18 protein-coding genes are annotated in these 19,429 nt (G+C 74.6%); 8 read left to right on the top strand and 10 right to left on the bottom strand.

The window, feature by feature from the left end:
• Window positions 1-31: 31 nt before the first annotated feature.
• The 4 genes from AC3ERT_RS01000 to AC3ERT_RS00985 all read right to left on the bottom strand — a co-directional run bounded on the left by AC3ERT_RS01000 (window position 32) and on the right by AC3ERT_RS00985 (window position 5,280).
• A complete protein-coding gene (locus AC3ERT_RS01000; protein WP_435172201.1) occupies window positions 32-2,437 on the bottom strand; it encodes an FUSC family protein in 2,406 nt (801 codons plus the stop codon).
• Window positions 2,438-2,570: 133 nt separating this feature from the next.
• Window positions 2,571-3,437, bottom strand: a complete 867-nt coding sequence (locus tag AC3ERT_RS00995) for a DMT family transporter (protein WP_335983049.1) — start codon at window positions 3,435-3,437, stop codon at window positions 2,571-2,573.
• 286 nt (window positions 3,438-3,723) lie between these two features.
• On the bottom strand, window positions 3,724-4,302 hold the full coding sequence (locus AC3ERT_RS00990) for a GNAT family N-acetyltransferase (RefSeq protein WP_435172199.1): 579 nt from the start codon (window positions 4,300-4,302) through the stop codon (window positions 3,724-3,726).
• Window positions 4,303-4,359: 57 nt separating this feature from the next.
• On the bottom strand, window positions 4,360-5,280 hold the full coding sequence (locus tag AC3ERT_RS00985; RefSeq protein ID WP_435172332.1) for a LysR family transcriptional regulator: 921 nt from the start codon (window positions 5,278-5,280) through the stop codon (window positions 4,360-4,362).
• Window positions 5,281-5,536: 256 nt separating this feature from the next.
• Between AC3ERT_RS00985 and AC3ERT_RS00980 the strand changes: the two genes are divergently transcribed.
• The 8 genes from AC3ERT_RS00980 (at window position 5,537) to AC3ERT_RS00945 (ending at window position 15,403) form a co-directional block, all read left to right on the top strand.
• A complete protein-coding gene (locus AC3ERT_RS00980; protein ID WP_435172197.1) occupies window positions 5,537-6,793 on the top strand; it encodes an MFS transporter in 1,257 nt (418 codons plus the stop codon).
• Between the two features lie 773 nt (window positions 6,794-7,566).
• Window positions 7,567-8,703, top strand: a complete 1,137-nt coding sequence (locus tag AC3ERT_RS00975) for an MFS transporter (protein WP_435172195.1) — start codon at window positions 7,567-7,569, stop codon at window positions 8,701-8,703.
• A 390-nt stretch (window positions 8,704-9,093) separates the two neighbouring features.
• On the top strand, window positions 9,094-9,582 hold the full coding sequence (locus AC3ERT_RS00970; RefSeq protein WP_335982952.1) for a cation:proton antiporter regulatory subunit: 489 nt from the start codon (window positions 9,094-9,096) through the stop codon (window positions 9,580-9,582).
• Between the two features lie 6 nt (window positions 9,583-9,588).
• Window positions 9,589-11,061, top strand: coding sequence for a cation:proton antiporter (locus AC3ERT_RS00965; RefSeq protein ID WP_435172193.1), 1,473 nt, complete (start codon window positions 9,589-9,591; stop codon window positions 11,059-11,061).
• 111 nt (window positions 11,062-11,172) lie between these two features.
• A complete protein-coding gene (locus AC3ERT_RS00960; protein WP_435172191.1) occupies window positions 11,173-12,228 on the top strand; it encodes a PucR family transcriptional regulator in 1,056 nt (351 codons plus the stop codon).
• A 188-nt stretch (window positions 12,229-12,416) separates the two neighbouring features.
• Window positions 12,417-13,535 carry a Dyp-type peroxidase gene (locus AC3ERT_RS00955; protein WP_435172190.1) on the top strand — a complete coding sequence of 373 codons (1,119 nt, stop codon included), beginning with the start codon at window positions 12,417-12,419 and terminating at the stop codon, window positions 13,533-13,535.
• Window positions 13,532-14,338, top strand: coding sequence for a family 1 encapsulin nanocompartment shell protein (locus AC3ERT_RS00950; protein WP_335982945.1), 807 nt, complete (start codon window positions 13,532-13,534; stop codon window positions 14,336-14,338). Before AC3ERT_RS00955 ends, AC3ERT_RS00950 begins: the two co-directional genes overlap by 4 nt.
• Window positions 14,339-14,563: 225 nt before the next feature.
• Window positions 14,564-15,403, top strand: coding sequence for an SAM-dependent methyltransferase (locus AC3ERT_RS00945; protein WP_435136015.1), 840 nt, complete (start codon window positions 14,564-14,566; stop codon window positions 15,401-15,403).
• 112 nt (window positions 15,404-15,515) lie between these two features.
• Here the strand turns inward: AC3ERT_RS00945 and AC3ERT_RS00940 are convergent, their stop codons facing one another.
• The 6 genes from AC3ERT_RS00940 to AC3ERT_RS00915 form a co-directional block, all read right to left on the bottom strand.
• Window positions 15,516-16,343 carry a helix-turn-helix domain-containing protein gene (locus AC3ERT_RS00940; RefSeq protein WP_335982940.1) on the bottom strand — a complete coding sequence of 276 codons (828 nt, stop codon included), beginning with the start codon at window positions 16,341-16,343 and terminating at the stop codon, window positions 15,516-15,518.
• Window positions 16,344-16,525: 182 nt separating this feature from the next.
• Window positions 16,526-16,783 (bottom strand): DUF397 domain-containing protein, encoded by a 258-nt coding sequence (locus tag AC3ERT_RS00935; RefSeq protein WP_335982938.1) that lies wholly within the window; start codon window positions 16,781-16,783, stop codon window positions 16,526-16,528.
• 179 nt (window positions 16,784-16,962) lie between these two features.
• Window positions 16,963-17,163, bottom strand: coding sequence for a hypothetical protein (locus AC3ERT_RS00930; protein ID WP_435172188.1), 201 nt, complete (start codon window positions 17,161-17,163; stop codon window positions 16,963-16,965).
• Window positions 17,163-17,921, bottom strand: a complete 759-nt coding sequence (locus tag AC3ERT_RS00925; protein ID WP_435172186.1) for an SRPBCC family protein — start codon at window positions 17,919-17,921, stop codon at window positions 17,163-17,165. Before AC3ERT_RS00925 ends, AC3ERT_RS00930 begins: the two co-directional genes overlap by 1 nt.
• 26 nt (window positions 17,922-17,947) lie before the next feature.
• Window positions 17,948-19,201, bottom strand: coding sequence for a cytochrome P450 (locus tag AC3ERT_RS00920; protein ID WP_435172184.1), 1,254 nt, complete (start codon window positions 19,199-19,201; stop codon window positions 17,948-17,950).
• Between the two features lie 10 nt (window positions 19,202-19,211).
• Entirely contained in the window at window positions 19,212-19,427 is a 216-nt protein-coding gene (locus AC3ERT_RS00915; RefSeq protein ID WP_335982930.1) for an MbtH family protein, read from the bottom strand.
• Between the last annotated feature and the right edge of the window lie 2 nt (window positions 19,428-19,429).

The following is a 19,429-nucleotide window of genomic DNA, read 5'->3' as shown; positions in this document are numbered from 1 at the left end:
GGCGCCCGGGCGTACCGTCTTCGGCGGCGGTTCAGGTCGCCGGGCCGGCCGAGGGCGCCGAACTGCTCCCGCCCGCCCCGTCACCCGCGCCCGCCCGCGGCTTCGTACCGTCGTCGGCCATCGGCGCCCGCAGCGGCCGGGCCAGCGCGGTGATGCCCTCGTCGAGGCGCTGGAGGTGGCGCAGGACCCGGTAGGTGACGGTGCCCGAGCGCACATGGGCGCCGCCCGAGTCCTCCAGCATGGCCGCGATACTCGGCCCGCTGCGCACCTCGGGCCGGCGCGGCGGCGCGCCCTTGCCCTTGCCGCCCTGCGGCCGGCCGCCCTCCCCCGGCTCCGGGGCCGGCGCGGCGGCGAGCGCGAGCGCCCGCTCCTTCGGGGTCTCCTGCTCCTCGACGTGGCTGATGAGCGCGTCGATGTTGTGCGCGATCCGCGGGCCGACCGCGGCGAGCCGGGGGTCGGCGGCCACGCTCCTGCTGTACGGCACCAGTTCGGCGGTCGCCGCGAGCGAACGCGCGTGGTAGGCGCAGGTCTCCAGCAGGGCGACGAGGTAGCGGGCGGTGCGGCGGCGGACCCGCAGCGGGGTGATCGGGTAGGTGAGCGGGCTGGTGGAGCGGCGCAGGGCGTCCAGCGCGCTGTCGAGGTCGCGGGACATGTCGACGAGGTCCACGGCGGGGCCGCCGCCGAGCTGGTCCACGGCGGCCACCGACACGTCGCGCAACCGGGTCAGCACGGTGACGAGTTGGGCGTCGGTGTGCTCGTCGGTGTGGATGGGCAGCACCAGCACCGCGGCGATCACCCCGCACGCGGCGCCGAGCGCGGTCTCCTCGATCCGCAGCACCAGCACCGACAGGCTGTAGGTGTGCAGCAGGGTGTAGAGCAGCCCGAGCATGGCGGTGACGAAGAACGACATCAGCGTGTACGACACCGGCGCGGTGAAGAACATCCCGAAGATGCAGACCAGGACGAGCGCGAACGCCGTCCAGGTGTGGTGGCCGACCGCGCCGGCGAGCAGGACGCCGGCGACGACGCCGCAGATGGTGCCGATCAGCCGGCGGTAGCCCTTGACCAGGATCTCGGCGGTGGAGGAGGTGTTGAGGAACACCACCCAGCAGGTCAGGACGGCCCAGTACCAGCGCTGCGAGGACAGGAACTCGCCGCCCAGGACGGCCAGCGCGGAGCCGGTGGCGACCTGGAAGGCGGCCCGGGTGCTGGGGCGGTCCAGCCCGGCGCGGGCGGCGGGCGCGGTGTCCTCGGCCAGCGCCAGGTCCTCGGCGTCGAACTCCTCGCGGGAGCGGACGGTCTCGGGGGCGTCGTCGGAGTCGTCGCCGGGGCCGTCCAGGGCCATCCGCAGGCCGAGGACGGCGCGGGCGGCCTCGCCGATCCCGCGGAAGGCGTCCTGGACCGCCGGGGTGGCGCGCGGCAGGTTCGCGTCGTCGCGGTAGGACAGCAGGCGGTTGCGCAGGTGGACGACGGCGGTGCCGAGGTCGTTGCCGGACAGCCGGGCGACGAGCAGTTGGAGGGCGCGCACCTCCTTGCGGAGGGTCTGCACGGCGTCGTCCTCGTCGCCGAGCCGGCGCACGGGCGCCGGCAGCGGGGCGTTCGGCAGGTGCAGGGTGAGGGTGTCGGCGCGGCCGGCGCCGCGGGTGTTGAGCAGCAGGATGCCGAGGCGTTCGGCGGCGATCTCGGCGTCCACGACGCGGCGTTGGAGCTGGTTGGCGACCGCCGGGTCGGAGGTGCCGTCCTCCAGCCGGTTCTGGATCATCAGGGCCGTCTCGTGCAGCCGCGCGGTGTCCTTGCGCAGGTCGGCGACGGCGTTGTCCAGCCGGTCCGGGGGCGCCTCCAGCACCTCCAGCTGGGTGGCGACGAGTTGCGCGGTGCGCGCGCGGAACGCCTGCCGCAGCCGGCGCAGGACCCGCTCGGGCGTCTCGGGCACGAACGCGAAGCGGGTCAGCGCGCTGCACACGAAGGCGACGGCCAGGGTGCGGCACAGCCCGGGCAGGTCGGCCGTGGTGGCGTGCACGAACAGCGAGACGAAGTACACCTGGAAGCTGATCATGCCGACGGCGGTGTAGCGGTCGCCGAACCGGCGCACGTACGCGGCGACGAAGATCAGCAGCACGAAGAAGATGTCGCCGACCACGACGTGCGGGTTGAGCACCGCGCCCAGCGACATCGAGGCGAGTGCGGCGGGCAGCCCGAGCGCGAGGGTGACGGCCTGGTCGGCGACGCGCTTGTCCCGGATGGCGAACGTGGAGACCATCGCCGTTATCGCGCCCGCGACCAGCTGCGGGACCGGGGTGTCCATCGCGGCGAGGACCAGCAGGGCCAGGCCGATCGAGCCGACCGTGCGCAGGCCCGCCATCAGCCGCAGCAGCCCGGGGTCGGAGGCCGAGTAGCGGTCCCACAGGTCCGTGAGCGCCCTTCGTGTCCCTGTCATCGCCACTGTCGTGTTCCCTCGGGTGTTCGACCATGCCCAGCATCGCATGCGCGGGCCGCGCTCCCGCGCGCGGCACCCCGTGACCTCGGCGCGGCCCCCGGCGCGGTACGGCGCCCGCGCCGCCGGCCGGCGGCTACTTCGTCCCCAGTTCGCGGGTGAGCGCGACGGACTTCGAGAGGTAGACGGTGCCGGTGACGACCATGGCCACGCCGAGGAGTTCGGGGACGAACCACCAGCCGGTGCGGATCTGCTCGGCGTACACGGTCAGGCCGAGCAGCAGGCTCAGGGTCGCGTCGCCCAGGGTCAGGGCGGGCTGGGAGGCGGCGATGGAGCCGGACTGGAGGGAGTTCTCCAGCAGGAAGACCGCCGCGATGCCGCACAGCGCGAAGCCGTAGGTCTGCCAGGCCGCGAGGAAGGCGCCGAAGCCGTGGGCGGAGAAGGTGTTGGCGGCGGACTTCATCAGCGCGGCGGTGAGCGCGTTGGCCGCCGCGGCGGCGACACCGAGCAGCGCGGCCCGGGTCGGCCCGCTGCGGCGGTGCCGGGCCAGGGCCACCGCGGCCAGCGTGAAGCCGCCCACCCCGGCGACCGCGGGCACCCAGCGGGCCAGCGACGCCTGGTCGGTGCCGCCGTCGGGTGCGGCGCAGGCCAGCGCGATCGCCAGCCCGAGCACCATGCAGGCCACGGCGAGCCAGGCCCGGGTGGGCAGGCTGCGGCCCAGCACCGGCATCGCGATCAGCAGCGCGAAGGGCAGTTCGAGCACGAACACCGGTTGGGCGAGCGCGAGCGGGCCGGTGACCAGCGCGAGCGCCTGGAACAGCGCGGCGAAGGCCACCCCGCAGATGCCCAGCAGCCACACCGTCTGGTGCAGCATGTCCACCAGCAGCCGGAAGCGCATCGCGTCCTCCGCGGGCACCCGCAGCGCGGCCTTGCGTTGGAGGACGGTGCCGGCCGCGTTGCTGGCGGCGCCGAGCAGCGCGAAGAGCACACACAGCACCAGCAGGGCGGACCTCCCGCAGCGTCACCCACGGTCCCGCCCGCGGGCGGGACCGTACTCGAAGCGGCGCCGAGGCGGCGGGCGCCGTACCGGCGGACATGCAGGCCCGACGTTACCCGCGCCGCACCGCCGCCGCCGGTGCCGACATGCCGCGCTGCCCGGCCGCACCCGTTCGCCGCCGGACCATACCGGACCCGTTTGCCGCCGGGCCGCCGGTCCGCACCCGTTTGCCGCCGCGCCGTACCGGTTCGCCGCCCGGCCGTACCGGTTGGCCGCCGGGCCGGCGCGGGGATCAGCTCGGTATGGGGCCGGGGGCGCCGGGCTCGGTGAGGTCGACCCGCCAGTCGTTGCAGGTGATGGGGTGGCCCTTGGGGTACTCGAAGGCGACCTCTCCGAGGAGGGTGAAGCCGGCGCGGCGGCACACGCCGTTGGACGCCGGGTGATCGACGGACGGGTAGGCGTGCAGGTGGCGGCGGTTGCCGAGGGCGGCGGCGCGGCCGACCACGGCCCGGGCGGCCGCTGCCGCCACACCGCGGCCCTGGAACTCGGGCAGCACGCCCCAACCGGTCTCGTAGACCGCCTCCTCCTGCCACACCCGGCCCCAGAAGCCGATGCTGCCCATCACCTCGCCGCGTATGTCCGGGCCCGGGTCGGCCTCGATCACGTACATCCGGCCGCCGTCGCCCCCGAGCCGCAGATACCGCTCATGGCGCTGGAGCACCTGCTCCTCGCCCTCGGGGCCGCCGAGGTGCGCGGTCATCTCCGGCTCGTTCGCCCGCCTCAGCACCCACAGGTCATCGGCCGCCCACTCCCGCAGCCGCACCGCCACCGGCGCCGCCGCCCGTCCCGTCTCCACCCGTTTCTCACCCATACCCGCACATTACGCCGACCCTCTGACAACGGCCCCTGACCAGCGCGAACGCCGTACTCACCGCGGCAGCAGGGTGCCTTTGCGGCCCAGCAGGAACGCCTTGAAGGCCGCGACCGGCGCGCTGTCGCGCTGTCCGTCCAGCCAGGCCACGCCGATCTCGCGGACGGCGCGCTGCCCGATCAGGTCGAGTTCGGTGACGCCGGGCCTCGGGACGGCGGGCGGCGGCAGCAGCGCCACCCCGAGCCCGGCCGCGACCAGCCCGCGCAGCGTCTCCGCCTCCTCCCCCTCGAACGCGACGCGCGGCGCGAACCCGGCCTCGGCGCACAGCGCGTCGGTGATGCGGCGCAGCCCGTACCCGGTCTCGAGGGTGACGAACGGTTCGGCGGCCGCCTCCGCGAGCCGGACCCGCCGCCGCCGGCCGAGGCGGTGCCCGGCGGGCACCACCAGCCGCAGCCGCTGCTCGTCCAGCCGCCTGACGACCAGGCCGGGCCCGGCGGGCAGCGGCGAGGTCAGGCACAGGTCGAGGGCGCCGGCGCGGAGCCGTTCGAGCATGGCCTCGCCGTAGGTCTGCACGAGGTGGAAGCGGACCCGGGGGTGGTCGGCGCGGAAGGCGCGCAGCAGGGCGGGGACGGTCTCGGGGCCGAGGGTGTGGAGGAAGCCGAACGCGACACGGCCGCTGCCGGGGTCGGCGTCCGCGCGGACCTCCTCGGCGGACCGCTCCACCTCCGCGAGGGCGCGTTCGGCGGCCTGCTGGAAGGCGCGGCCGGCGCGGGTCAGCCGCAGGGTGCGGCCCTGGCGGGCGAAGAGGGTCACGCCGAGGTCGGCCTCCAGCCGGGCGACGGCCCGGCTGAGCGTGGACTGCGGCATGCCGAGGCGGTCGGCGGCCCGGGTCATGTGGGACTCGCGGGCGACCGCGGCGAACTGCGCCAGGCGCGGGGCGAGCAGGACCGGCCAGGCGCCGGCCGCAAGTTCGGCCAGAGCGGTGGGTTCTGCCGGTGCGGTGGGTTCGGCGGGTTCGGCTTGAGCGGAGGGTTCGGCTTGCGCGGCGGGTTCGGCTTGCGCGGGGGGCGCCGCGGGCGCGGCCGGGCCGCCGTTCTCCGTCCCGCCCGGGAGATCTTTGCCGCTGCCGGTCGTCACGGAAGTCCCCTTCATCCTGTGCTGATGCGCTGACGGATCGATTCTTCCGTATCCATGCATTGGACGCATGCAAAGCGGGCGGCCTAGCGTCGCCGCCATGGACCCCGCAGATACCGGCGCGGCCGTGCCGCGTACGGGCGCCGCACCCGCCGCCGCCACCGCCGCCGTCACGGCCGCCCCCGCCGACGACCGGCTGCGGGCCGGGACCCGCGCCTACCGCCGGGCGAACCTCGCCCTGTTCGCGGCGGGACTGGCCACCTTCGCGCTGCTGTACTCCACGCAGGCGCTGCTGCCCGCGCTGTCGGCGGGGCTGTCGCTGTCCCCGGCGCAGGCGAGCCTGACGGTGTCGGCGAGCACCGGCGCGCTGGCGGTCGCCCTGCTGCCGGCGAGCGCGCTCAGCGAGAAGTACGGGCGGACGCGGGTGATGACGGTCTCGGTGTTCACCGCGTCCCTGCTGGCCCTCGCGGTGCCCTTCGCGCCGGACCTCGCGGTGCTGGTCGCGCTGCGCGCGCTCCAGGGGCTGGCCCTGGCCGGGCTGCCGGCCACGGCCATGGCGTACCTCGCGGAGGAGGTCCACCCCTCCGCGGTGCCCTCGGCGATCGGCCTGTACGTCGCCGGGAACTCCATCGGCGGGATGAGCAGCCGGGTCGCGGGCGGCGCCCTCGCGCAGGCGTACGGCTGGCGCACCGCCCTGCTGGCGGTCGGCGTCACCGCGCTCGCCTGCGCCGTCGTCTTCCGCCTGCTCGCCCCGCCCGCACGGCACTTCACGCCCGGGTCGATCTCCCCGGCGGCGCTCGGGCGTACGGTCGCCGGGCACCTGAGGGACGGGCGGCTGCGGCGGCTGTACGCGGTCGGGCTGCTGTTCATGGCCGTGTTCGGGGCGGTCTACACGGTGCTCGGGTACCGGCTGACCGCCGCGCCGTATGCGCTGTCGCAGTCCGCGGTCGGTGCGGTGTTCCTGGTGTACCTGGTCGGTACGGGTACCTCGGCGGCGTCCGGGGCGCTCAGTTCGCGGGTGGGGCGGCGCGGGGCCTTCGCGGTGGCGCTCGCGCTGTGCGGGGGCGGGGTGGTCGTGACGCTGGCGCGGCCGCTGGGGGCGGTGCTGTTCGGGTTGGTGCTCATTACCGGGGGGTTCTTCATCGGGCACGCCGTCGCGTCGGGTGCGGTCAGCCGGACGGCGGTGCGGGGGCGGGCGCAGGCGTCGGCTCTGTATTTGACGGCGTACTACGTCGGGAACAGCCTCGGCGGGACGGTTGGCGCCGCGGCGTATCACCTGGCCGGGTGGGGCTCTACGGCTCTCGTCGCCCTTCTCGCGCTTCTCCTCGCTGTCCCCGCGGTGGGGCGGCGCCCCTGACCCCCCGCCCGGGTTCGTCCTGCCGGTTCCGGGACCACCTCGCGGTGGTGGGCTGGTCGCGCAGTTCCCCGCGCCCCTGCGGACCCGCCGCCTTACTTGCGGGCCGCACCCCGGCCTACGCCCGGTGGCCCCTGCGGAAACCCGCCGTCGTGGATGCGGGCCGCACCCCGGCCTGCGGCCGGTGGCCCCTGCGGAAACCCGCCGTCGTGGATGCGGCCGCGCCCCGGCCTGCGCCCGGTGGACTGTTGCGCGCGCAGTTCCCCGCGCCCCTGCCGACCCGCCGCCTTGCTTACGGCCGCACCCGGCCTACGCCCGGTGGCCCCTGCGAAAACCCGCCGTCGTGGATGCGGCCGCACCCCGGCCTGCGCCCGGTGGACCGTTGCGCGCGCAGTTCCCCGCGCCCCTGCCGACCCGCCGCCTTGCTTACGGCCGCACCCGGCCACCGCCCGGTGGACCCTGCGGAAACCCGCCGTCGTGGATGCGGCTGCACCCCGGCCTGCGCCCGGTGGACTGTTGCGCGCGCAGTTCCCCGCGCCCCTGCGGGCCCGCCACTTTCGTTGCTGCCCGCACCCCGGCCAGCGGCCGGTGGGCCCTGCGGACGGCCGTTGTCGTGGATGCGGCCGGGGGGTAGGTTCGGGGGATGTTCTTCCTCTGTGTGTAGGGCGCTTGGTGTGTGAGACGGACCAAGTCGCTGCGCGTTTCAGGGGATAGTCATGTCTTCGCAAGGTCAGGTGGCGTCGTATGGCGCCGTTTTTCGGTTGCCGGATGCACGGGTGGCGTTCGGGGCCGCGTTGGTGGGGCGTCTGGGCTACGGGATGCTCGGGGTGGCGCTGCTGTTGGAGTTGAGTGCGGGTGGGGGGTCGCTGGCGCGGGGCGGGTTGCTGGCGACGGGGTTCGGGACGGTGTCGGTGGTGCTGGGCCCGGCCCGGGCGGATCTGGTGGACCGCTGGGGGGCGGGTAGGGCGCTGCCGGCGCTGGCCGCTCCGTTCGCGGGGGCGCTGCTGACGCTGGCGTGCTGCGGGCGGTCGACGAACACCGCGGTGCTCGGCCTGCTGGTGGCGGCGGGTGGTGCGACTTGCCCGCCGCTGGGGCCGACGATGCGGGCCGTGTGGGGCGCGCTGGCGCCGCAGGAGGCGCTGCTGCAACGGGCGTTCGGGCTCGACACGGTCGCGGAGGAGGTGCTGTTCCTGGTGGGCCCGCCGCTGGCGGTGGCGCTGGACCCGGCGCGGGCGCTGGCGGTGGCGGCGGTGCTGGTGGCCGTGGGGGCGTGCGCGCTGGCGGCGGCCCCGGCGACCCGGCTGCTTGCGGCGGGGGGCACCGGTGGGGCACGGCCTGCGCGGGCGCGGTCGGGGCCGCTGTCGGCGGGGGGCGCGGGGGTGCGGCGCACGGCGGTGGCGGCGCTGGCGGTGGGGGTGTGCCTGGGAGCCGTCGACCTGTACGTCCTCGCGTGCGCGCGGCAGGCGCACCACGCGGGCGCCGTGGGGTGGGTGCTGGCCGGGCAGTCGGCGGGCAGCGTGGTGGGCGGGCTGGTCAACGGGCGGCTGCGGTGGCGGCGTCCGGCTCCGGCGCGGCTGCCGCTGCTCTTGGCGGGGTTGGCCGCCCTGCTGTGCGTGGACGCGGTGGCGGCGGGCTCGCTGCCGTGGCTGGCCGGGTGCGTGGCGGCGACGGGCACGCTGCTGGCGCCGACGCTGTCGACGGCGTACCTGGCCGCGGCGCGTACGGCGCCGGAGGGTGCGGCGGCGCGGGCGACGGGGTGGGTGAACTCGGCGGTGAACGCCGGTTCGTCGGCGGGTGGGGCGCTGGCGTCGGCACTGGTGGGTGCCCATGTGCTGCCGGTCGGGTTCCTGGCGACGGGGGCGGTGGTGGGGTTGTGTGCGTTCGGTGCGGGTGAGCGCGGGCGCAATGGGTGAGTACGCGGGCGTACGCACGAATTGACCCATTACTTCATGCGGTACAATTCTTTACCTGCCACATACCAATGGCGGGTGAGCGGAAGGGATGGCGGTATGGCTCGGTACGACTCGACCACCGCGCTCGCGTCCGCCGTTCCGTGCGGGTGTGCGCCGCGCGACCGGGTGCCCGATATCGGCGCCTGAGGTCCGCGCAGCCGCGGGCCCTGGCGCCCCGCACCCTTCCCCCACCCGGCGGGCCGGTACGGCCGGGACCGTATTCCGGCGCGGCGTCCGCGGCCGCCGCCGGACGGCCGGCCGGTCCGTGCCGTACGGCCGTGCCGGTCACCCGCGCCCGGCACGTCGGCACGCACCACCCCGTCCCCACCCCCGTACGCCTTGGAGCACGCCATGGGCCTGTCGGCTCGCCTTCGCAAGACCCCGCTGCCCGGTGTCGGCAGCCGCTACGACCTCGACACCGACGCCGGCGGGCACCTGTCGGTCGTCGTCCACCAGGACGGGCGCCGGGAGTTGGCGCTGCGCGACCCGGCGGACGAGGACGCGTGCGCCGGCGCCGTCCCGCTGACCGAGGCCGAGGCAGGCGCGCTGGCCCGGCTGCTGCTGCCGGACCCGGTGGCGAAGCTGCGCCGCGCGCAGGTCGGCATCGACCTGGTCACCGAGCGGATCGAGATCGACAGCCGGTCGCCGTACGCCGGGCGCACGCTCGGCGCCACCCAGGCCCGTACCCGGACCGGCGCGTCGATCGTCGCGGTGCTGCGGCGGACCTCGGCGCACCCGTCGCCGGCGCCCGACTTCCGCTTCGCGCTCGGGGACACGCTCGTCGTCGTAGGCACCCGCGAGGGCGTGGACGCCGTCGCCGAACTGATCACCGGAGGATAGCCGCCCGTGCACAACACGACGTCCATGCTCGTCGAACTCGGGGCGATCATCCTCGCCCTGGGACTGCTCGGCCGGTTCGCCGGCCGGGTGGGTTTCTCCCCGATCCCCCTCTACCTGCTCGCCGGGCTCGCCTTCGGCCAGGGCGGGATACTCCCGCTGGACGCGAGCGAGGACTTCGTCGCCACCGGCGCCGAGATCGGCGTCGTCCTGCTGCTGCTCCTGCTCGGCCTGGAGTACAGCGCGTCCGAACTGGTCACCAGCCTGCGCACGCAGTACCCCTCCGGCGCGGTGGACTTCGTGCTCAACGCGGTGCCCGGCGCGGCCGCCGCCCTGCTGCTGGGCTGGGGCCCGGTCGCCGCGGTGGCGCTGGCCGGCGTCACCTGGATCTCCTCCTCGGGCGTCATCGCGAAGGTGATGCGCGACCTGCGCCGGCTCGGCAACCGCGAGACCCCCGTCATCCTGGGCGTGCTGGTCATCGAGGACCTGGCGATGGCGCTGTACCTGCCGATCCTCACCGCGCTGCTGGCCGGCGCGGGCCTGGCCGGCGGCACCGTGACGCTGCTCATCTCGCTGGGCACGGTCGGCGCGGTGCTCTACCTGGCGCTGCGGCACGGCCGGTTGATCAGCCGCGCGGTCTCCTCCGACAACCCCGAGATGCTGCTGCTGGTGGTGCTCGGCCTGACCCTGCTGGTCGCGGGCGTCGCCGAACGCCTCCAGGTCTCCGCGGCCGTGGGCGCGTTCCTGGTCGGCATCGCGCTGTCCGGTGACGTCGCCGAGGGCGCGAGCAATCTGCTCACCCCGCTGCGCGACCTGTTCGCCGCGGTGTTCTTCGTCTTCTTCGGGCTGTCCACGGTGCCCGCCGACATCCCGCCGGTGCTGGTCCCCGCGCTGCTCCTGGCACTGGTCACCACCGCGACCAAGGTCGGCACCGGCTGGTTCGCCGCCAAGCGCGCCGGTATCAAGGCGCCCGGCCGATGGCGGGCCGGCGGCACCCTGGTCGCCCGCGGCGAGTTCTCCATCGTGATCGCCGGCCTCGCGGTCGCCACCGAGCCGCGGATCGGGCCGCTCGCGACCGCCTACGTGCTGATCCTGGTGATCCTCGGGCCGGTCAGCGCCCGCTTCACCGAGCCCCTGGCCCGCCGGGTCACCGCCCGCTTCCCCGGCCGCGCGGCGCAGCCCGCCCTGGCCGGAGCGGGCGGTCCGGTCGGAGCGGTCGGCGCGGCCGGCGGCGAGGGCGCGACCGGCGTCGGCGTGGGCACGGAGACCGACGTCGAGATCGACTCGGAGTTCGACGGCGTCCTGGACGCTGGGCTGGACGGCGGGCTGGACGGCGCCATCGGCGACGGGCTGGACGAGGGGTTCGGCGACGGACCGGGCGGTGAACTCGACGGCGAACTCGACGGCGGCATCGAGGGCGACGAGGACGGCGGCGTCGGTCCCGACCGCGGCGGCCCCAGGACCGCGCGCGCCAAGGGCTGACCCGCACCCGCCCGCCGCCGGGCCGTACGCACCGCACCCGCCCGCCGCACCCCGCGGCCCGACCCCACCTGCCCACCCATCCCAGCGGCACCGGCAACGATCGGGGGCACCATGACCGTGGACAACCTGCCGAAGACCTTCCTGACCGGCTACGCGGAGATCCTGCTGAAGGCATCGGCGACCGGGCGCCGGCTCACCCGGGAGGAACTCAGGCGCCACCGCGCGCTCGGCGCGCAGGCGGCTGAGGCGGGCTGCGACTGGCGGCAGATCCTGCGCGAGCACCTCGCGGCCGGACGGGTCGTGCGGCCCCGCTCGGCCGCGGACCTCGACGGCGTGCTGGCCACCGTGGGCCAGGCCCTGGACGCCTTCGCCGACGGCTACCAGCGGGCCCAGCGCGCGGCGGCGCACCGCCACGACGCGGCCCGGCGGGAGTTCATCGACGGCCTGCTGTCCGGCGCCTTCGACCCCGAGCAACTGGCCGCCGGCGCCGAGCGGTTCGGCCTCCAGCTGTCGCACGCGCACGGCACCGCGGTCGCGGTCGGCCCGGAGGCGTACGGCGACGGGCACCCGGTGGTGCGGCAGGTCGGCGCCGAGACCCTGGGCCGGTTCGGCAACCGCGGGGTGCTGCTCGCCGCCGTGGACGGCGCGCTGGTGTGCGTGGCGCCCGGCGGGCAGGACGAGGTGCTGGCCCACTTCGCGGACCGGGCGGTCGCCGCCGGCGCGCTGCGGGTGGCGGTCGGCCGGGCGCAGCCGGGTGCCGCGGGCTGCGCGCGCTCCTACCGCGAGGCGCTGGGCGTGCTGTCGGTGGCGGAGCGGATGGAGTTCGAGGAGCGGGTGCTGCACGCGGCGGACCTGCTGGTCTTCCCGGTGCTGACCAGGGACCGGCAGGCGCTGGCCGACCTGGTGCGGACACTGCTGGGCCCGCTGGAGCAGGCGCGCGGCGGCCCCCGTCCGCTGCTGCGCACCCTGGAGGTCTACTTCGACGCGGGCTGTGTGACGGCCGAGGCGGCGCGGCGGCTGTCGCTGAGCGTGCGCGCGCTGAGCTACCGGCTGCACCGGGTGCGGCTGCTGACGGGCGCGGACCCGGCCGACCCCCGCCACCGGTACGCGCTCCAGACCGCGGTGATCGGCGCGCGCCTGCTCGACTGGCCGCGGGAGGAGCCCTGACGGCCCGTCCGGCGGGGCCGTCAGGGCGGCCGTCCGGGCGGGCGGGCGGCGGGTTTCCGCAGGTAAGCGTGCGGGCCAGGGGGCGGACACGGCGGGGGTGGTTCGTCCGCCGGGGACGGCTGGGCAGTAGGGTCCAGATGACGTAGCCGACACCGCCCTCGCAGGGCTGAGCGATCGGGAGACCTGGAGTGGCCACCGAGCCGGAACCGCAGCCCGTACTCGAGCCGTTGACGACCGCCGCGATCTTCCTGGTCCTGACGGTCGAGGACGGCGGCGAGCAGACCGTGCGCGAGCTGCTCGCCGACCTGGCCGGGCTGACCCGGGCCATCGGCTTCGGCGCGCCGGACGGGCGGCTGAGCTGCGTCGCCGGGGTCGGGTCGGCGGCGTGGGACCGCCTGTTCGCCTACCCGCGGCCGGCCGCCCTGCACCCCTTCACGCCGCTGGAGGGCGCCCGGCACCGGGCCCCCGCCACCCCCGGCGACCTGCTGTTCCACCTGCGCGCCACCCGGCTCGACCTGTGCTTCGGGCTGGCCGCGCAGATCATGGACCGGCTGCGCGGCGCGGTGGCGCTCCAGGACGAGGTGCAGGGCTTCAAGTACCTCGACGTGCGGGACCTGCTGGGCTTCGTGGACGGCACGGAGAACCCGGTCGGGCCGGCGGCGCGCGAGGCGGTGCTGGTCGGTGCGGAGGACCCGGAGCACACCGGCGGCAGCTACGTCATCGTGCAGAAGTACCTGCACGACCTCGACGCCTGGAACGCGCTGCCGGTCGAGGCGCAGGAGCGCGTCATCGGCCGGACGAAGGCGACCAACATCGAGCTGGACGCGGCGGACTCGCATGTCGCGCTCAACACGGTGACCGGGCCGGACGGCGAGGAGCAGGACATCCTGCGGGACAACATGCCGTTCGGCAGCCCGGGCCGCGGCGAGTTCGGCACGTACTTCATCGGCTACGCGCGCACCCCCGACGTCACCGAGCAGATGCTGCGGAACATGTTCCTGGGCACCTCGGCGGCCTCCCACGACCGCATCCTCGACTTCTCCACCGCCGTCACCGGCACGCTCTTCTACGTGCCGTCCGCGGACTTCCTCGACGACCTGCCGGACGCCCCGGACCGCACCGCCGCGCTCGGGGCGGGGGCAGGGGCGGCGGGGGCGGCGGAGCCGGCACCCGGGTCCTCCACCGAGCAGACCGAGCCCACCGAGCCCACCCCTGTACCCGCGCAGTCGGCAGCGCCCGCTTCCGCCGCGCCCGCCTCCGACGGCAGCCTCGGCATCGGCAACCTGAAAAGGAGCACGTCCTCGTGAACAACCTGCACCGCGAACTCGCGCCCATCTCCGCCGCCGCGTGGGCCGACCTGGAGGCCGAGGCCCGGCGCACCTTCGCCCGGCACGTGGCGGCCCGCCGCATCGTGGACGTGCCCGAGCCCGCCGGTGTCGAGCTGTCCGCGGTACCGACCGGCCACCTGGACCAGATCGCCGCGCCCGCGCAGGGGGTGACCGCCCGCACCCGCCGCTCGCAGCCCGTGGTGGAGCTTCGGGTGCCGTTCACCGTGGACCGCGGCCAGGTCGACGACGTGGAGCGCGGCGCGAAGGACGCGGACTGGCAGCCCGTCAAGGACGCGGCCAAGCAGCTCGCGTACGCCGAGGACCGGGCGATCTTCGAGGGGTACGGCGCCGCGGGCATCACCGGTATCCGCGCGGCCTCCTCCAACCCGGAGCTGACGCTGCCGGCGGACGTGCGGGAGTACCCGGACGCGATCAGCCACGCCGTCACCACGCTGCGGCTGGCGGGCGTCGACGGGGCGTACACCCTGGCGCTGAGTGCCGACGCGTACACCGCGGTCAGCGAGACCTCCGACCACGGCTACCCGATCCACCAGCACCTGGCGCGGCTGCTGGACGGCGAGATCGTGTGGGCGCCGGCGATCGACGGGGCGTTCCTGCTCGCCACCCGCGGCGGGGACTTCGAGCTGCGGCTCGGCCAGGACGTGTCGATCGGCTACCTCGGCCACACCGCGACCACCGTGGACCTGTACTTCCAGGAGTCGCTGACGTTCCTGGTGCACACCTCGGAGGCGGGTGTCGCCCTCAAGCCGGCCGCGGGCTGAGCGCCCGGCGCCGCGACCGCGGTCCGGGGCGCGGCGGAAGGCGGTACGGTGACAACAGCCGTGTGCCCCACCCCATTTCAGGGGTGGTGCACGGGGTACGGCACCGGATAGGACAGGGTGGCACGGGGTAGGAACAGTGCCGGGAGCCACCAGGGGCTCGACGGGGCCGACACCGTCGGCAGGGCCGTCCGGCCCGATGAGTGGATCGAAGGATGGGGGCAGCGCGTGGCCGAGGAAGAAGCGACATTCGCCGAGGAGACCGGCGTTTCCGACCGGTTACGGCAGGACCTCCCGCACAGCGCGCGGATGTACGACTACTACCTGGGCGGCAAGACCAACTACGCGGTGGACCGGACCGCGGCCGAGGACGTGATCCGCCGCTTCCCGGCGATCAGGACCGTGGCACAGATCAACCGGGCGTTCGTGCACCGCTCGGCGCGCTTCCTCGCCCGTGAGCGCGGCATACGCCAGTTCATCGACATCGGCACCGGTATCCCCACCTCGCCGAACCTGCACGAGGTCGTGCAGCGCGAGGTGCCGCGGGCCCGGATCGTCTACGCGGACAACGACCCGATCGTGCTGGTCTACGCCGACAACCTGCTCGCCAGCACCCCCGAGGGCGCCACCGAGTACGTGGAGGCCGACGTCACCGAGCCGGCCGCGCTGCTGGACGCGGTGGAGGCGGCGGACTGCCTGGACTTCTCCCAGCCGATCGGCCTGAGCCTCAACGCGGTGCTGCACTTCGTCACCGACGACATGGGCGCCTACAGCGTGGTGGAGACGCTGGTCGACCGGCTCGCGCCCGGCTCGCACCTGGCGATCTCGCACTGCACCCCGGACTTCGACCCCGACGCCTGGGCCGCCATCACGGACATCTACACCGACGGCGGCACCCCGCTCCAGGTCCGCTCCCGGGCCGAGGTGGAACGCTTCTTCAAGGGCCTGGAACTGGTCGAGCCCGGCGTGGAGGTGGCCCACCAGTGGCGGCCCGAGGCCGGCGAGGGTCCGACCCTGGTCACCAACGCGCAGTCGTCGCTCTACGCGGGCGTGGCCCGCAAGGTCTGACCGGCGGTGGCCCGCAGGGTCTGACCCCTCCGGGCGGCCGACAGCCGACGGCCCGCGTGCGATCCCTGTCGCGTGCGGGCCGTCGTGGCGGTCGTGGCCGTGGTGGCGGCCGTCAGCGGAACTTCTTGATGTGGTCCTGTATGCGGCGGACCGTCGCCCGCTGGCCCAGTGAGGCGATCATCAGCCGGTCGAAGCCCTTCACGTGCTCGTCGACCTCCTGTTCGTCCTGGAGGTAGAGGCCGCCGCCGGAGCGCTCGATGTACACGATGTCGGGGAGCTGGCCGTCGGCGAAGTCGAAGATCGTCGTGGTGCCGATCTGCACCGGCAGGTTCGGCTTGCCCAACTCCACCAGGTTGAAGCCGATGTCGGGGTCGTCGGCCAGGGATATCAGGTGTTCGAGCTGGCGGCGCATGCCCTCGCGGGAGCCGTACGGCCGCACCAGGGTGACCTCGTCCAGCACGCAGAGCAGCTTCTTGCCGGGCTCGCGCATCAGCCGCTGCTGGCGCATCGCGCGTAGCTCGATGATGCGCTCGATCTCCTGCTCGCTCTTGCCCGGCGCGTTGGCGCGGATCAGCGCGCGGGTGTATTCGGCGGTCTGCACCAGGCCCGGCAGCTGGGCGATCTCGTAGCTGCGGATGCGCTGGGCCATGTCCTCCAGGCTGACCAGGGTCTGGAGGGTCTTGGTGGAGACGTCGCTCCACGCGTCCCACCAGCCGCGCTCGTTGGCGGCGCGGGCGAGGTCGAGCAGCAGTTCGCGCTCGCCCTCGTCGCGGACGCCGTAGACGTCCAGGAGGCGTTGGAGGTCGGCCTCCTTGAAGTCGTGCCGGCCGTTCTCCATCCGGCTGATCTTCGAGGCGGAATGGCCGATCTGGCGCACGACGTCCTCGGCGGTGAGGCCGAGCGCCTGGCGGCGCTGCCTCAACGTCTCACCGAAGATCATCCGTTGCGCGGTCGGGGCCCGCCCGGACAGATCGTGGACGTTACGGGCCCCACGCGGACTGCGAGACGGTTGAGCTGGCACGGTCGGTCTCCTTCTCGGGGCGTCGCACCCCGTACGGGTCACCTATCGTGCCGCAGCGCTCACGAAGCGGAGGGCCCGACGTCACATCTGGCTGGATCTCGCTACTCCACGGCGAAGTCGCCACGCACGACGCCGGCGACGAACGCCCGCATCGCGGCGCGGTCCACGGTCAGGAACGGACCGCTCTTGTCCTTGGAGTCGCGGATTCCGATCGTTTCGTGGTCCAGTTCGGCCACCTCGACGCAGTTGCTCTCGTGGTTGCTGTAGGAGCTCTTGCGCCAGCTCACCACAGTTTCGGCCATGTTCGGCCGCAGCACCGGAGCAACATGGCGCGAGGCGCCTTCGCCTTGACCGGTCATCGTTCTCCTCCTAGCAGTGGGGGTCGTCGGCACAACCACAGCTGCAATTGCATACGGTCGGCCTCTCTCATACTGGCCAGGCCGCACACATTTCATGCACACACCCCGTGTACTCCTGTATCAGGCAACCAAGTTGAGCCATCGGGGCGCTGCCACCACCCGCGACACCCCCGCGCCGGCTACCAGCGGCGGCGCTGCGGGGGCGGGGCGAGCTTGGCGGCCAGTGCGGACAGGAAGGTCGGCAGCTTGTCGACCATGGCCTTGGGGACCGCGGTGGTCTGGACAGTGCCCCGCCGCAGGTCCCGCACGACGAGGGCGTAGCTGCCGTCCTCCTCGACGAGTTCCGCGGTGAACAGCAGTGTCCGGGTGGAGGTGTCCATCACGACTCCTGGGTCTGGGTGTCGTCGAGCCAGGCGGTCCACTCCTTGACCGCCTGCTGCTCGTCGGTGTCCTCGGCGAACAGGTGGTGGCCGAGCCAGCTCGGCACCTGCCAGGTGCTGCCGTTGAAGAAGCGGTAGAGGGCGTCCGGGCCGCGCAGGCCGACGAAGTCGGTGCTGAGCCAGTCGACGACCACCTCCACGGGGTCGCGGTCCGGGCCGGGCCCGCGCAGCGCGAAGCGGTCGCCGACGGCGGCGTCGTCGGCGAGGCCGAGGCGGCGGCGCAGGGCGGCGAAGTCGGCCGGATCGGTGGCGGGTTCTGCTCGCGCGGCCCGGACGTAGACGGCGGGGCGGCCGGCGAAGTGCCGCAGGTACTCGGCCAGGCCGTGCTGGTAGAAGTCGACGTGCTTCTCGGCGGCGTCGGACTTGGCCTCCCAGGCCCACGCCTCGTCGACGACGCCGGTGTGCACCCAGTGGATGCCCATGCGCAGCCGGCTGGTGCCGCCGGCGGCCGGCTCGATGCGGTAGCTGAGGGTGTTGGAGAACCCGCCGTCCTGGGTCGCCCGCAGGGCGAGGTGGCGCGGCGGCTCCCAGGTCAGCACGGTGGCGTCGCCGCGGGTGGCCCGGCCGCCGACGCGCGGCTCGACCTCCATCGGGTAGAGCCAGCCGCGGTTTCCGGCCCCGGTGGCCACCGCGTCCCAGACCTGCTCGGGCGGGGCAGGCAGGTCCTGCTCCCGGCGGACCTCGAACTCTCGGACCATGGTCGGTACTGCTCCTTCGTCGTCGTTCACACGCGGTAGGCGAGCGGGAGGGCGGTCAGCCGCCGTTGCAGCGGGTTGGGCCGCCACTCCAGCGCCGCCTCGTCGCACAGCCGCAGGCCGGGCAGCCGGCGGACGAGCGTGCCGACGGCCACCTCCGCCTGGAGTTTGGCCAGCGGGCCGCCGAGGCAGAAGTGCGGACCGTGGCCGAAGCTCAGGTGCCGGTTACCGGTGCGGGTCAGGTCGAGCCGGTCGGGGTGGTCGAACCGCTCGGGGTCGCGGTTGGTCGCGCCGAGGAAGAGGTAGGCCAACTCGCCCTCGCGCAGCGTCTGTCCGCCGATCCGAAGGTCCTCGGCCACGACCCGGACGACCGCCTGGGTGACCGTGTCGTAGCGGGCGAGTTCGTCGACCGCGCCGCGGATCAGGCCGGGGTCGGCGCGCAGCCGGGCGAGTTGGTCCGGGTGGCGCAGCAGCGCCAGGACGCCGTTGCCGATCAGGTGGGTGGTGGTCTCGTCGCCGGCGGTGATGAGGATGAAGCAGGTGGCGAGCAGTTCGGAGTCGGTGAGCCGGCCGTCCTGGGACTGGGTGGCGACCAGGGCGCTGATCAGGTCGTCGCCCGGGGTGTGGCGGCGCTGCCGGATGAGCCCGGAGAGGTACTCCTCGTACTGGTCGATCGCCGCCTCGGACTTGGCGATGTCCTCGCTGAGCCGGCCGAAGCGGCGGAACCAGCTCTTGACCTGCGGCCGGTCCGCGTCCGGGATGCCGAACAGCTCGCAGACGACGGACATCGGCAGCCGGGAGGCGAAGTCCTCGAGCAGGTCCATGGCCGGGCCGGCCGCCACCGCCTCGTCGATCAGCCGGTCGACGCTCCGCTGGACGCCCGCGCGCAGGGCCTCGACGCGGCGCGCGGTGAACGCCTTGTTGGCCAGTTTCCGCAGCCGGGCGTGGGCCGGCGGGTCGGTGTTGGTCATCACCCGGCCCAGCCGCTCGGTGAAGCGGCTGAGGGCTTTGAGGTCGCCGCCGCGCGCGCTGTAGGCGCGGGTCATCCGGTCCCGGTCGTTGGACAGCCGGAGGTCACCGAGGGCCGCCTCGACGTCGGCGTACCGGGTCAGGTACCAGATGCCCTGGGGGCTGCGGTGGACCGGGTCCTCGCGCCGCATGCGGGCGTAGAAGGGGTAGGGGTCCCGCCGCGCCTCGGGGGTGAGCAGGGCCGCGGCGAGGTCGCCGGGCCGGGCGGGGCCCGCGGCTTCGCGGGTCCCGCCCAGGGTGTCGGTGGAGGTCACGTCGGCCGCGCTACCGCTGGGCGTCCATGGCGTCGGCGAGGCTCCTGGGCCGCATGTCGGTCCAGGACCGCTCGACGTACTCCAGGCACGCGGCGTGGGTGTCGGGGCCGTGGGCGGTCGTCCAGCCGGCCGGGACGTCCGCGAAGTGCGGCCACAGCGAGTGCTGGTTCTCGTCGTTGACGAGGACGAGGAAGGTGCCGTCCTGGTCGTCGAAGGGGTTGGTCACGG

The organism is Actinacidiphila sp. bgisy145, from assembly GCF_057708125.1.
Note: the sequence above shows the minus strand (reverse complement) of the source record. Positions and strands in the feature narration are given on the sequence as shown.